Annotated in this window: 6 protein-coding genes; 2 read left to right on the forward strand and 4 right to left on the reverse strand. The window is 70.9% G+C overall.

Going from position 1 to position 14,308, the window contains the following annotated elements:
- Window position 1: 1 nt before the first annotated feature.
- Genes BHS09_RS25930 through BHS09_RS25945 form a run of 4 tightly spaced genes read right to left on the reverse strand, consistent with a single transcriptional unit; the run spans window position 2 to window position 10,393 of the window.
- On the reverse strand, window positions 2-1,501 hold the full coding sequence (locus tag BHS09_RS25930; protein WP_140799406.1) for a DUF4388 domain-containing protein: 1,500 nt from the start codon (window positions 1,499-1,501) through the stop codon (window positions 2-4).
- 19 nt (window positions 1,502-1,520) lie between these two features.
- Complete coding sequence (locus BHS09_RS25935; RefSeq protein WP_140799407.1) at window positions 1,521-3,371, reverse strand: GGDEF domain-containing response regulator; 1,851 nt, start codon at window positions 3,369-3,371, stop codon at window positions 1,521-1,523.
- A gap of 38 nt (window positions 3,372-3,409) precedes the next feature.
- Window positions 3,410-4,261 (reverse strand): diaminopimelate epimerase, encoded by an 852-nt coding sequence (gene dapF, locus BHS09_RS25940; RefSeq protein ID WP_140794193.1) that lies wholly within the window; start codon window positions 4,259-4,261, stop codon window positions 3,410-3,412.
- A gap of 24 nt (window positions 4,262-4,285) precedes the next feature.
- Window positions 4,286-10,393, reverse strand: a complete 6,108-nt coding sequence (locus BHS09_RS25945; protein ID WP_140799408.1) for a methyltransferase domain-containing protein — start codon at window positions 10,391-10,393, stop codon at window positions 4,286-4,288.
- Between BHS09_RS25945 and BHS09_RS25950 the strand changes: the two genes are divergently transcribed.
- Window positions 10,381-11,334 (forward strand): IF-2 protein, encoded by a 954-nt coding sequence (locus BHS09_RS25950; protein ID WP_140794195.1) that lies wholly within the window; start codon window positions 10,381-10,383, stop codon window positions 11,332-11,334. The genes BHS09_RS25945 and BHS09_RS25950 overlap by 13 nt on opposite strands.
- 438 nt (window positions 11,335-11,772) lie before the next feature.
- The gene (locus BHS09_RS25955; protein WP_140799409.1) at window positions 11,773-14,289 is read left to right on the forward strand and encodes a ribonucleoside-diphosphate reductase subunit alpha; all 2,517 of its coding nucleotides are present in this window, start codon (window positions 11,773-11,775) and stop codon (window positions 14,287-14,289) included.
- Window positions 14,290-14,308: the final 19 nt, after the last annotated feature.

Here is a 14,308-nt window from a genome sequence, read left to right on the forward strand (position 1 = left end):
CCTACACGATGGACGCGGCGGCCCGCTGCACCTGGGGCACGCCGGGCAGCGTGGGCGCCGGGTTGAGCGCCTGGACCAGCAGCGAACGCAGCGCGTCCGCCAGGTCATCCGCCGCGCCCAGGGCTCCCGCGGGAGCCCCCTGCAACGCCGCGGGGACTTCCGCGCCCACCACCACCACCGGCATCCGGACCTCCCAGGCCAGGTAGCGAGCGAGCCGCACGGAGGGCTCGGCCACGTCCATCAGCAGCGCGCCCATGGCGCCCGCCGTGAAGGGACGCCACAGCGGCCGCGCCGCCTCCGCGGGAGGCAGCACGCAGAAGTCCAGGCGCAGCACCTCGCTGAGCACCAGGCGCCCCAGCGTACCAAAGCCACTCTTCACCGCGGTGGGATCGGCCGACAGCGCTTCCATGCCGGGCATGCGGGAGAGAACCCGCCGGGCCGCGCTCGCGCCACTGCCGCACACGAAGATTTTCGCGGTGGCCACCTTCGCGGGGGCCCGCGTGCGGAGAATCCGGCCGCGCAGCGCGTGCACCTCCGCCGCGCCCAGCAGTTCGCCGGACGCAGCCTCCACGCCGTCCCCGTCCGCGGCCTTCGCCACGCCCCGCTGCATGAGCGTGGTGAGGACGTTGAGCACCTCCAGGTCGGTGGCCGGCGCCAGGTCAAGCACCTCGCCCAGGGCGCGCGGATGGCGGAGCAGGTCCACCACCTGCTGCGTCACCGGATGCTGGTCTCCTTGCAGGTCCGCGTCCGGCGCCAGCATCAACCGCGTGTGGCGCGGCGGCAGGCCGGGCATCAGCCGGTTCACCTCGTCCGACTGGCGCATGCCCTCCAGCAGCGCGTCATCCATGCCGCGATTGATGCGCGGCCGCGCCGTGTTCCCACCGGGCGAGAAGGTGAACGTCCCGTCCACCCACGCCAGCAGGCGGAACAGGGCCTTCTCCCCTTCCACGCGCCCCAGCTTCGCGTTCACCGGGCGGCCTTCGACAACGGAAATCTCGCCCCGGTCGTTGCCGCGCTCCAGCGTCAGCCGGCCGCTGCGCCGGTTCATGCCCAGGAGCTGCATCAAATCCGGGATGCTGAGCTGGCTGAGCGAGCCTTCGATTTCCTGCTGCTCGCTCTTGAGGTCCTTGGCCGCCTCGCTGCGCCGGAAGATGTGCTCGATGCGGCTGAGCACCTCGTCCAGGTTGAAGGGCTTGCGCAGGTAGCCGTCCCGCAGGCCGCGCAGCCGGTCCGACTCGAAGCTCGCGGTGGTGAGCACCACCGGGATGTCCTCGGTGCGCGGGTTGGTGCGCAGAATCTGGATGAAGGTGCGCGCGTCCAGCAGCCGGCAACCCTCGTCGAACAGCGTGAGGTCCGGGTGGCGCAGCACGGCCACCTCCAGGGCCCGCGAGCCATCCGGCGCGTAGTGAACCTGATAGCCCTTGGTGCGCAGCGCCCGCGACAGCGAGCGCACGGACTCGAGGTCAGGGTCGGCGATGAGGATTTTCCGGACCGGGGCCACGGTGGCGCTCCGCTTCGTGTCAGTAGGGCTGCAGGTCGTATTCGGCCTGCAGCTTGGAGATGAGCCCGTCCACCACCGCGGTGTCCGAGGTGTGGAACCCCCACGTCGCTCCGTGGCCCCGCCGCTGGATGAGCGCGTAGGCCGCGTTCTCGGAGAGCCAGAGGATGAACTCGTGCCGTGCGATGCGGTCGTCGCCTTCCAGGAACACGGGCGTCAGCGCGGGGTGTGACTCCAGGTCGACGCGGCGGCCCAGCAGGTAGATGCGCGACGCCAAATCTGGCGGCGCGGACTCCAGCCCGGCGGCGATGTTCAGGTCCGTGCGAATCTCCGGCCCGCCTACGTACAGCAGGCCGCGCGAGCCTGGGTCTCGCATCATCTCCCGGGCAATCTCCGCCTGGAGTTCGTCGAAGAGCACGTCGGACACCTTGCCCCGGCGGCTCGGCTCGGAGCGCTCGTCCACCGGCAACCGGGGGCTGTTCGGCGTGCCCAGCAGCAGGTCCACCTCGTCCCAGAAGGGCAGCCCGTCCAGCATCAGCCGGCGCTGCAACGACGCGCGCCGCTCGTCCATGCGGCGGCGGCAGCGGTGCACCAGCTCGTCGAAGTCCTCGCCGTCCTTGGGGAAGGTGCTGGCCCCGCCCACCATCGCCAGCGGGAGGCGCTGGTCCACCTCCATGGCCTCGGGCTCCTCGCGCACGGCGGCCACCGCGCGGCGCACGAACATCAGCGCCCCGAAGAAGTCCGTCTCCGGCAGCAGGAGGTAGAACTCCTGGTCGCTCGCCTTCGCGATGACGTCCGAGTCGCGGATGATCTTGCTGAGCGCCTTGATGATGCCGCGCACCGCCTTCTTCGCGTCCGCCGCGCCCTGGCGCACGCGCACCAGCGGCAGGTTGTCGATGGAGAAGGTCAGCAGGGAGAACGTCCGCCCGTAGCGCCGGGCCTTGTAGATCTCCTTGGACGCGTAGTCGGTGAAGTAGCTGAGGTTGTACGCCGCCGTCTCGCGGTCTCTCAGGCCCAGGCGCTGGAGCGCGAGCATCTTCCGGCCGTTCTTCAGGCCCACCGCCGCGAAGTCACCCAGCACGCGGGCATCGCGCGAATGCTCGGGCCGGAAGTCTCCCGACAACGGGTCGGAGAGCTGCGCCAACCCGACGATTTCCCCCGACGCCACCAGGGGCACGTACATCACCGACGAGCGCTCGTCGCGGGCCAGCCACGGCTGGGCCTCTCGCAGCCGTCCGGACAGCGGCCCTTCCGGGCTCATCTTCTCCGCGAGGAACTGCCGGTCCAACAGTCCGCGGTAGGCCCGCAGCACCAGGTCTCCCCGGTCGTCCACCACCCACAGCGCGGCGCTCTGCGCGTCGCAGATGGCCGCCAGCTCCGAGGTGAGCCGCTCCTGGAGCCACTCCAGGTCGGGATGGGACAGGAGCTCCAGGCAGCGCTGGTGCAGGTTGTGGAAGCGAGCGAACTCCAGGTTCTCATCGCGAAGCTGCGTCCGTTCGCGGCGCAGGGACGCGCGCTCCAGCGCCCGGTCCACGGCGAGCAGCATGTCGTTGGCGTCCACCGGCTTGGTGAGACAGTCCGCCGCGCCCGAGCGCAGCGCCACCTCCGAGTTCCGGATGTCGGTGCGATGGCTGACGAGGATGACCTCCTGGTCGGGGTCCCGCTCGCGCAGGCGCGCGGTGAGGGCGAAGCCGTCCACGCCCGGCATCACCACGTCGGTGATGACCAGGTCGAACGGCGTGCGTGCCGCCTCTTCGAGCGCGAGCGTTGCGTTCTCCACGGCCACCACGCGATGCCCGTTATGCGTGAGCAAGTCGCTGGCGAGCTGACGGAAGAACAGGTCGTCGTCGACGACGAGGATGGGTCCGGCCACGGCGCGTTCTGACCTGGGGGCGAGAGGAACGCGGGAGGTTACCGGCCCGAGGGAACCGCGACAACGCCCTCGAAGACGAAGGCCACGGGTCCACGGAGGCGGATGTCGGACAGGTCGGCGGGGACGCGGATGCGCAGGTCTCCCCCTGGCAGGGTGACGCGCAGCCAGGCATCGGCCGGGAGCCGTTTGGCCAGCACGGCGGCCACGGCGGACGCGCAGGCGCCCGTCCCACAGGCCTGGGTGAGGCCGCAGCCTCGCTCCCAGACCACCACGGTGAGGCCGTCCGAGTCCACACGGACGAACTCCACGTTGGTGCGATCCGGGAAGGACGGGTGCCGCTCCAGCAAGGGCCCCAGGCGCGAGGCGTCTTCCAGCGGCTGGTCCAGGAGGACCATGTGGGGATTGCCCATGCTCACCGCGTAGGCGCGCAGGTGCGGATGACCCGGCACGAAGGCATCCAGGAAGGGCTGGCCGGTGACGCCCGAAGGCAGGTTGGGGGCGACCAGCCGGGCGGGGCCCATGGAGATGTCCACGGCCACCACGCCGCCCTCGCCATACGAGGGGTAGCAGGTGAGCACGCCCGCCCCGGTCTCCACGTCGAGGTGGCCCGGCGTCTGGCCCGAGTCATCCACCAGGAACTTCACCGCGCAGCGCAGGCCGTTGCCGCACATCTCCGCGATGCTGCCGTCCGCGTTGTGTACGACCATGCGGGCGACGCCACGCTCGGAGGGCAGCAGCGCCAGCACGCCGTCCCCGCCGATGCCCAGGCGCCGGTCGCACATCCACCGCGACGTGGCGGCGTCGATGTCCTCGCCGGAGCCGCGCCGGTCCAGCACGACGAAGTCATTGCCCAGGCCCTGATACTTGAAGATGCGCTCGCGAGCTTCCACGGGCGCAATCCTATTCGCGAGCGGCTATTCGCGCTCGTCCGGCTTCGGGGGCGTTTTCTGGGGCGGCAGGTCCAGCGCGGGCACCGCGCCTCGGGGACGCCGAGCCGGGGCCTTGGCGCCCTGCTCCGTCCCAGCTGGGGGGACCAGCTCGTTCCGGGCCGGCTCGGGCGCGTCCAATAGGGCGAAGCTGTCCGCGCGGGACGCCGGCCGCTGCGCCGCGGCCAGTTCGGCCTCGCGGTCCGCGAGCTTCTGCTGGAGGTCTTCCACCAGGGATTGGAGGAGCTCCATCTCCGCGGCCATCTCCAGCACGTCCTCGGGCTGGGAGGACACCTTGAGGGACTCCACGGCGGACAGGAGTTCGGCGCGCTCCACCTCCAGCGCGTCCACGCGGGCCTTCTGGGACTGGAACTGGGCTTCGAGGCCCCGGAGCTGTTCATCGAGCTGGGAGCGCTCGGTCTGGAGCAATGCGAGCTGCCCGGCAGCGCTGCCGTCGTGACTCTGGAGCTGCTGCGTGGCCACTTCGAGCGCCTGGGACAGGCGGGTGCGCTCGGCGCGCTCGGCGTCGAGGATTCGGACAGCGTCGGTGGACGCGGCTTCCAGGGCGGTGACGCGGCCTTCGAGGCGGACCCGGGCTGCGCGGGCGACGGACAGGTCGGACTGGAGGCGCTCGCGGTCGGAGTCCGCACGGGCGAGGCGCTCCTGGGCGGACTGAAGCGTGGCCGCGCGCTCCGTGGCGGCGGCCAGGTCGGCGCGGAGCACATCGAGCTGGGACGTGAGCTCGGCGACGTGGGATTCCAGGGTGGCCCTGTCGGCGTGGGCACGTTCAGCGGTGTCGGAGAGCAGGGCCGCGCGCTCGCTGGCCTCTGCCAGTTGCGCGTTGAATCGCGCTGAGGCATCGGCGAGCCGCGATTCCAGCTCCGCTTGCTGTGCTTCGAGTCGAGCGTTGAGGTCCGCCAGCCGGGTCTCCGACTCAGCGCGCTGTGCCTCGGCGTGGGCCACGGCTTCCGCGAGCCGGGCCTCCAGTTCGCCACGCTGCGCCTCGGAGCTGGCCACGGCGGCGGCCAACTGAGCCTCCAGCGCGCCTCGCTGTGCATCTGCGTGGACCGTGACTTCCGCCAGCTGGGTCTCCAGCGCCGTGCGTTCGGCCTCGGTGCGAGCAGCAGCCTCCGCGAACTGCTGCCCCGCCTCCACACGTAGAGCATCGGAACGAGAGACAGCTTCCGCGAGCTGCGCTTCGAGTTCGGAGCGCTGGGCGTTGGAACGCGCGACGGCTTCCGCGAGCTGCGCTTCAAGTTCGGCGCGCTGAGCATCAGAACGCGTGACGGCGTCCGCGAGCTTCCCTTCGAGTTGGGCGCGCTGGGCCTCCAGCTCGCTACGGGCGCGCGTCAGTCCATCGGCTGAGTCCGTGAGCTGGGCCTCCAGCGCGTTCGCCCTCGCCTGCTCCGTGGCGGCGGCCTCGGTCGCGCGGGCCAGTTCGTTTCGCAGCGTCTCCAGCGCGGCACGCTCGGCTTCGAGCGAGTTCTCCATCGCGGTGGCCTTGCCCGCGAAACGTCGCGCCGTCTCGAGCTGCACCATGAGCAACTCGGCGTTTTCCCGCTGCGCCGCGAGCCGGTCCTGCGCATCCACCAACTCGGCATCGAGCCGGGCGATGTGCATGCCCCGCTCGTGCAGGGCCGCCATCGCGCGCTGGAGCTGTGCCCCCAGGCGCATGCTCTCCTGCCGCGCCGCTCCAAGATGCGCCAGCTCCTGCTGCGCCGCGGCCAAGGCCGTCCGTTCGCGGTCTCGCTCCGCCGCCAGCGCTTCGATTTCGCCCTGCTGCCGCTCCGCCCGAGCAAGCGCGTCGTCCAGCTCACGCTCGACCGAGGAGAGCCGCTCCTGCGCGGCGGCTTCCTGCCGGGTCAGCGCCTCGCGAGCCTCGGTGGCGGCCTCGCTGACACGGCCCGCCTCCGCCTCACGCTCCGCGACCTGTTCACGCAGCTGGGCGACCTGCGTCTCCAGCGCCCCGATGATTCCCGCACGCTCGGCGAGCTGGGCATCCGCCGCGCTCCGAGCCGACTCCAGGTCCGCCAGGGCCTGAGCCAACGAGACCGCACGCGCCGCGTCCGACTCCTGCGCCGCGCGCGCCTCCGAGAGCCGGGACTCCAACGCCGAGCGCTGTTCCTTCGCGGTGTCGTCCGCCCACGCCCGCTCCGACTCCAGGCGCGTCACGGTATCGCGCAACTCCTGCTCGCGCACCTCTGCCGCCAGGCGCTGCGCTTCGAGCGCGCGCTCCTGCTCAGCCATGACACGTTCGGCGGCAGCCAGTCGCTCCTGCCGGGCCTGGTCGCGCTCGGACGTCTCCGTGCGCAGCGATTGCAGCGCGGACTCCGCATCGGCTCGCGTGCGCTGCTCGGTTTCGAGCAACGTGCGGGCCTGCGCCAACGAGGCTTCGGCCTCGGCACGGCCCTGCTGCTCGGACTCCAGTTCCGAGCGAGTCTGTCCAAGCGCGGCACCGGTATCGGCGCGAGTCTGCTGCTCCGCTTCGAGCGTCGCACGCGACTGCGCCAGTGCAGACTCAGCCTGAGCGCGAGCCTGTTGCTCCGCGGCAAGTGCCTCACGGGCCTGGGCCAGGGCGGCCTCGATGGCCGCGCGAGCCTGCTGCTCCGCCGTGAGCGCGGACACAGTCTCGCTCCGAGCCTGCTGCTCCGCCGTGAGCGTCTCACGAGACCGCGCCAAGGCGGTCTCGAGCTCGATGAGCGTCTGCTGTTCCGCCGTCAGCGACTCGCGCGACTGAGCCAGGGCCGTCTCAAGGCCGGCCCGAGCCTGTTGCTCCGCCGTCAGCGCCGCGCGAGCCTGGGCCAGAACGGACTCGGTCTCCGAGCGAGCCTGTTGCTCCACCTCAAGTGCCGCGCGAGCCTGAGCCAGAACGGACTCGGTCTCCGAGCGAGCCTGTTGCTCCGCCGCAACCGCCTCACGGGTCCGCGCCAGGGCAGACGCGGTCTCCACCCGAACCTGCTGCTCAGCCGCGAACGCCTCGCGCGACTCCGCCAGCACGGCTTCGGTCTCGGCGCGCGTCTGCTTTTCCGCCGTCAACGCAGCACGCGCCTCGGCCAGGGACGCTTCGGCATCGGCCAGCGACTGCTGTTCCGCCCCGAGCGTCGCACGGAGTTGAGCCAGCGCAGCTTCCGCCCCCGAGCGAGCCTGCTGCTCCACCCCAAGCAGGCCCTGCACGCGAGACAGCTCGGCCTCGCCATCACCGCGCCCCTGGCGTTCGACGTCCAGGTCCGCACGAGCCTGGGCCAGCGCCTCACGCTCCGCGGCGAGCGCATCCTGAGCCCGGGCACGCTCCTCGCGCTCGGAAGCCGCCTCGGCCTGAAGCCGGGTGACGACCTCATCCGCGCCGAAGGCCCGCTCCCGCATCGCGGTGAGCTCCGCGGCCAGCCGCTCTCGCTCCTCACGTTCGGAAGCAAGCGCCGCCTGGCCCCGAGCCTCGTGCCGAGCCAGCGCCTCCTGGGCCGAAACAAGCTCCGCCTCGGCCCGTGCACGCAGCGCCAGCGCCTCATCCAGGCGAGCCTGAACCCCGACAAGCGAATCCTCCGCCTGAGCTCGCCGCTCCGCCTCCGCCGCATGAAGGCCCTGGGCCGAAGAGAGCGCCGCCTCCAACCGCGCGCGCTCCTGCCCCTCCACTTGAAGCAGCGCCTGCGCATCCCCGAGCGCCGCTTCCCACCGAGCGCGCCGCTCCTCCTCGGAAGCAAGCGCATCCCGAACCTGGGTCAGCGTCTGGCGTGCCTCATCCAGTCCAGCCCGAGTCTCCGCGAGCGTCGCCTCGGCGTCGCTGCGCCGCGCCTGCTCGGCCTCGAGCTGCGCACGCAGCGCCTCCAATGCCCGGGCCCGCCCCTCCTGCTCGGAGTCCAGCGAGGTCCGGATCTCCGCCAGGGAGTCCTCCAGCGCCGTGCGCCGAGCAACCTCCGCATCCAACGCCTCACGGGTCCGCGAGAGCATGGCCTCGGCGTCCGTCAGTCGCTGCGCCGCGCCCTCCAGCTTCCCACGCGCCAGCCGCAGCGCCTCTTCCACCGCGGCCCGGGCCTCACGCTCCGAATCCAGCTCCCCCCGAACGCGCCCGAGCTGCTCCTCCGACACCTGCCATTCCAGGTGCGCGGACTCCAGCTCCTCACGGGCGGCCTGAAGCGCGGACTCCAACTCCGCCGCGCGCTCCGAGGACTGCCGCCCCGTCCGAGCGTGCGAGGAAGCCTCGGCCTCCAGCTCCACCACGCGCCGGACCAGGGCCGCGCGCTCCTCCGCCAGTTCCTGCCGCCGGGCCTCGACCTCCCCCTTCGCGGAGACCTCATCAAGGACCTGCTGCTCCAGCGCCGTCGCTCGCGCCCGCTCGTCCTCCAGCTCGCGCTCCAGCGACGTCAGCCGGGACTCGAGTTCGGTCCGTTCCGACTCCAGCGCCTGCCCCAGGCGCTCCTCGGCCCGAGCGCGCTCCGCTTCAAGCGCCTCCAGCCGCTGCGAGGCCTGATGAAGCGACTCCTCCCACTTCTGCGCCGTGGCCCGCGCGGAAGCCTCCGCGTGCGTCAGGGCCTCCACCTCCTGGCCCAGGCGGGACTGCGACTCGCGAGCGGCGGCCAGCTCCGTCTCCAGGCCCCGGACCTCCGCCTGAAGCGACTCCAGCCGCGACTCCGCGTCCTTCCGAGCCCCCTCCGCCGAGGCCGTCCGCTGCCGCGCGTCCACCAGCTCCCGAGCCGTGCGCGCCAGCTCCGCGTCCTTCACGGAGACGGCGGCGCCCGCGTCCCGGGACGTCTCCGCCGCCCGCGCCGCTTCGGCCTTCAGGTGCTCCACGGCCGCCAGGGCCGCCGAGTACTGCTCCGCGATGCGCAGCTCCCGCTCGCGCGCGGCCTCCGCGGCACGCCGGCGGTCCTCGGACTGCTCCACGGCGCGCTCGGCCCCCAGCCGGTCCCGCTCACGCTCGATGCGCAGCGTAGACTGCTCCTCCTGGAGATCCCGCACCTGCGTATACGCCTGCGTCAGCCGCTCGCGAGCCTCCTCTAGAGAAGCCGCCGTCTCCTCCCGGCGAGCGCGCTCCAGCCGCAGGGACTCCTGCGCCGCCAACACCTGTACGCCCGCGTCCGCCTGGGCACGCTGCGCGGCCTCCACCTCCAGCCGCTGCGCCGCCAGCCGCCGGTCCGCGTCGGCCAGCCGCTCCTGCGCCACCTGGAGCTCCAGCTCGCGGCGCCGCAGCTTCCCGGACAGGTCGTCCCGCTCGCGCTGTGCCTCCTGGCTGCCCCGCGCCTGCTCCAACTGCGCGGTGAGCCGAGCCACCTCATCACGGGCCGTCTCCAAGGAGGGACGCAGCGACGCCGCCTCCGCCTCCCGGTCCGTCAGCTCCGCGCGGAGCTTCGTCAGCGACTCCTTCAGCCGGCCGCTGCGCTCCTCCCACGACTTCGCGCGAGCCACCACCTCATCGAGCTTGCCGCGCGTGAAGGCCAGCGGCTCGGGAGGCAGCTGCACCCAGGTCGGGTCCACCACGCGCGCCGGGTCCTGCCCCGCCACCACCAGGAAGTAGGCGGCCTCGCTGTGATTCACCAGGGTGCCGTCCACCTGGAGCCCTTCGCCCCGCTCGAAGGCGAGCTGGTAGCCCAGCACCGGGGACTGCGTGGCCACCTCCACATTGGCGAAGTGGACCGACAGGGCGTCCAGCAGCTGACCATAGGTGGGCGGCACACCCTCCTCGGCCTCCAGCAACTGGGGCAACGCGAGCCCCGCGACGTTGCGCAGGCCGCCCACGAGGAAGCCCTGCTTCGTCACCAGCCGCGCCAGCTCCGCCAGCAGCTCCGGCGCCTTCACGTACGGCGCCAGGTCCGCGACCAGCACCACATCGAAGCTGCCCGACTCGAAGTCGTCGTAGACGTTGGCCCGGAAGCGCAAGGCGGGACCGCCGTGCGCCTTTTGCGCGGCCTCGACCGCCGCTACATCCCTGTCGCACGACACGACTGCGCGCGCGCCTCTCTCCACGAGGAAGCGTGCGCTCTCGCCCCCGGTGGAGGCGACCGCATCGACTTCCAGGACCCGTCGACGGGCGAAGAGGCTCTCCGCGAAAATGTAGCGGGGCAGCAGTTCGCTGGGCCCCAAGCGGCGGAATGTGTGGTGCATCGGTGTGTTCGGGAGTGGGAGTATACCCCCGGGCAGGCGCGCCCCAAGTTAAGCGCCGGGGCTGGAAATGGGCCTCGCGCTCGCACGTCAGGAGGGCAGGCGACATGAACGGAACGGCACAACAGGGATTCGGCTATCGGGCGCGGCGTACCTTCACGCGGCTCCTCATCTTCACTCTCATCCTGGGCCTGGGCGGCGTGGTCGTCTTTCTCCTCTCCCAGCTCAACGCGCGCACCTTCACCCTGGCCCTCCATGACGGGCAGCTGGTGGTGATGAAGGGCCGCAACGCCCCCATGGGCGCGGTCCCCTACCGGACCGGGGACCCGCGGCTGGCGGACGCCTATGCGCCGGTCGCCATCGAAGGCCAGGACGTCTCGGCCCTCCTGACGCGCAAGTTCACCGACCGGGACGAGCTGGACCAGGCCCTGTTCCCCGTCCTGGAGGGACTGGCCCGCCCGCGCATCGCGTCGGACGAGCCGGCCCGGGTCGACCAGGGCCTCTACTACCTCCGGCGCGCGGAGAAGCTCTCCGGCATCACCGAGGAGCAGCGCCTGACGCTCCAGAAGCACATGGTGGACGTGGCCTACTACCAGGCCCGGCAGAAGCTGGAGGACGCCCGCCGGCTGGTCAGCGAGGCCCTCACCCAGCTCAAGCTGGCCGCGGAGAGCCAGAGCCGCCACGCGCGCAGCGCCAACCAGATGCTGTCCGCCGTGGCCCCGCCGGCCCGCGAGTTGGAGGATTCGCTGCGGCGGGCCGTGCACACCCTCAGCGGGCCCCAGGTGGCCCCCCAGACGCCGCCCCAGGCCGCGCCGCAGCCCGCCCCCACCGCGCCGCCCCCGGCCCCCACGCCGCAGCCAGAGACCACCGGGGAGGCCCTGGACGAGGCCCCCCAGGCCCCCACCGGGACGGATGCGGGCGGTGTGGTTCCAACCCCTCCGTAGGGCCCTTTCTGACCGTCCACGGTGGATTCCAGGAGGCCCACACTCCACGTTCCTGGGAGGGGTCACCGACTGTTCACCGAACGACTGCGAGATCGTCTCGGAGATCGATCATAGATTGCACGGGCCATGCCGGGCCGAGCACTAGATCTCGCGTTGACAGGTTGGGTACCCCCCCATAGCTTGTGGCTGGTCGATGGCGCCCCACCAGCCGATGTGGCTGAGAGCGGGGAAGAGGAGGGATTGTGGGTTTCTTGCACACAGCATCGGTTTGGCCCATAAATCCCTCCAGACACACCGTCGATTCCAGCCGCTAGCCCCGTCCCGCCGGAACGGGACTTACCTGAACAATTTTCCAGTAACGTGGTGGGGAACCCCGCTTCCCTGGACAGGCCTCGTGTCTGCCCGAAGCGCCCTGCTTTTGTCTGGAGTGAGCCGCTCGTGAACTTCGATACGCCCGTGAAGCCGTCCGCCAACATGTCTGTCCCGCCCGTCTCCTCCGGTCCGTCCACGCCGGCGACGACGCCCGCGCCGACGGGCGCCGCTGCCTCGGGCGCGGTTGCTTCCGAGCCCACGGCGGGCGACTTCAGCGCGACCTCCATGCGGGTGCGCAAGCGCAACGGCGGCGCGGAGACGGTGGACCTCAACAAGATTGTCCGCGCCGTGGGCCGCTCCTGCGTGGGCCTGCCCCGCGTGGACGCGATGCGCGTGGCCACGAAGACCATCTCCGGCCTGTATGACGGCGCGACGACGCGCGAGCTGGACAGCCTCTCCATCCAGACGGCCGCCGCCCTCATCGTCGAGGAGCCCGAGTACGGCCGTCTCTCCGCGCGCCTGCTGGCCACCTTCATCCAGAAGGAGGTCAGCAACCAGGACATCCACTCCTTCAGCCAGTCCGTGGCCGCGGGCCACAAGCACGGGCTGATCGCGGATCGGCTGCTCCAGTTCGTCCAGGCCAACGCGCGCAAGCTCAACGCGGCCATCGACCCATCGCGCAACGACCTCTTCGAGTACTTCGGCCTGCGCACCGTCTACGACAGGTACCTGCTGAAGAACCCGCAGACGCGCGAGGTGCTGGAGACGCCGCAGGAGTTCTTCCTCCGCGTGGCCAGCGCGCTCAGCGGCGACAATGTGAATGAGGCCATCGAGCTGTACCGGCTGTTCAGCTCGCTGGAGTACCTGCCCAGCTCCCCCACCCTGTTCAACTCGGGCACGCGCCACGAGCAGCTTTCGAGCTGCTTCCTGCTGGACTCGCCCGCGGACGAGCTGGACGCCATCTACAAGAAGTATTCGGACATCGCGATGCTGTCGAAGTTCTCCGGCGGCATCGGCGTGGCGTACCACCGGGTGCGCGCGCGCGGCTCGCTCATCAAGTCCACCAACGGGCACTCCAACGGCATCGTCCCCTGGCTGAAGACGCTGGACGCCTCCGTGGCGGCGGTGAACCAGGGCGGCAAGCGCAAGGGCGCGTGCTGCGTGTACCTGGAGACGTGGCACGCGGACATCGAGGACTTCCTCGAGCTGCGTGAGAACACCGGCGACGACGCGCGCCGCACGCACAACCTGAACCTGGCCAACTGGGTGCCGGACCTCTTCATGAAGCGCGTGGAGGCGGACGGCGACTGGAGCCTGTTCGACCCGAAGGGCGTCCCCCACCTCACGGACCTGTACGGCGACGCCTTCGAGCAGGCCTACGCGAAGGCAGAGGCCGACGGACTGGCCATGCGCAAGGTGAAGGCGCGTGACCTCTACGCCCGGATGATGAAGTGCCTGGCGCAGACGGGTAACGGCTGGATGACCTTCAAGGACATCAGCAACCGCAAGAGCAACCAGACGGGCAAGGACGGCAACGTCATCCACCTGTCCAACCTGTGCACCGAAATCCTGGAGGTGACGAGCCAGGGTGAGACGGCGGTGTGCAACCTGGGCTCGTTGAACCTGAGCCGGATGCTGGTGAACGGGAAGTTCGACTTCGAGCGGCTGCGCGCCAACGCCCAGCTCGCGATGCGGCAGCTCGACCGCGTCATCGACCTGAACTACTACCCCATCCCCACGGCGGCTTCGTCCAACAAGCGCTGGCGCCCGGTGGGCCTGGGCCTGATGGGCCTCCAGGACGTCTTCTTCCAGCTCAAGCTGGCCTTCGACTCGGCGGAGGCGCGTGCGCTCTCCAAGAAGATTTCGGAGGAGATCTACTTCGCGGCGCTGACCACGTCCTGCGAGCTGGCCGAGCAGTACGGCGCCCACGAGTCCTTCCAGGAGACGCGGGCGGCCAAGGGCGAGCTCCAGTTCGACCACTGGGGCGTGGTGCCCGAGGACACGGCGCGCTGGGACGCGCTGCGCCAGCGCATCATGAAGCACGGCCTGCGCAACTCGCTGATGATTGCGATTGCCCCCACGGCGACGATTGCCTCCATCGTCGGCTGCTACGAGTGCATCGAGCCGCAGGTGTCCAACCTGTTCAAGCGCGAGACGCTGTCGGGTGACTTCCTCCAGGTGAACCGCTACCTGGTGCGCGACCTCCAGGCGTTGGGGCTGTGGAACGAGAACATCCGCAACCGCATCAAGATGGCGGAAGGCAGCGTGCAGGACATCACCGAGCTGCCGGAGAACCTCCGCGCGGTGTACCGCACGGCGTGGGAGCTGCCGATGCGCTCGCTGCTGGACATGGGCGCGGACCGAGGGGCGTTCATCGACCAGAGCCAGTCGCTCAACCTGTTCGTCGAGACGCCGAACATCGGGAAGCTGTCCTCGATGTACTTCTACGCGTGGCAGAAGGGCCTGAAGACGACGTACTACCTGCGCTCGCGTCCGGCGACGCGGATTGCCAAGGCCACGGTGGGCGCGGGTGGTGGCGCCAGCATGGCGTCCGCGGCCCCTGCCCCGGTGGCGAAGGCGACCGAGGCCGAGGCGGTGGCCTGCTCGCTGGAGAACCCGGAAGCGTGCGAGGCCTGCCAGTAGGCATTGAGACGCTGACGGT

Origin of the sequence: Myxococcus xanthus (genome assembly GCF_006402735.1) — a bacterium.
GTDB classification, from domain to species: domain Bacteria; phylum Myxococcota; class Myxococcia; order Myxococcales; family Myxococcaceae; genus Myxococcus; species Myxococcus xanthus_A.

What these genes read in the sequence shown, in the direction of transcription:
- BHS09_RS25950 (WP_140794195.1), top strand. Translation starts at nt 10,381, where the DNA reads ATGTGTGGTGCATCGGTGTGTTCGGGAGTGGGAGTATACCCCCGGGCA.
- BHS09_RS25945 (WP_140799408.1), bottom strand. Translation starts at nt 10,393, where the DNA reads ATGCACCACACATTCCGCCGCTTGGGGCCCAGCGAACTGCTGCCCCGC.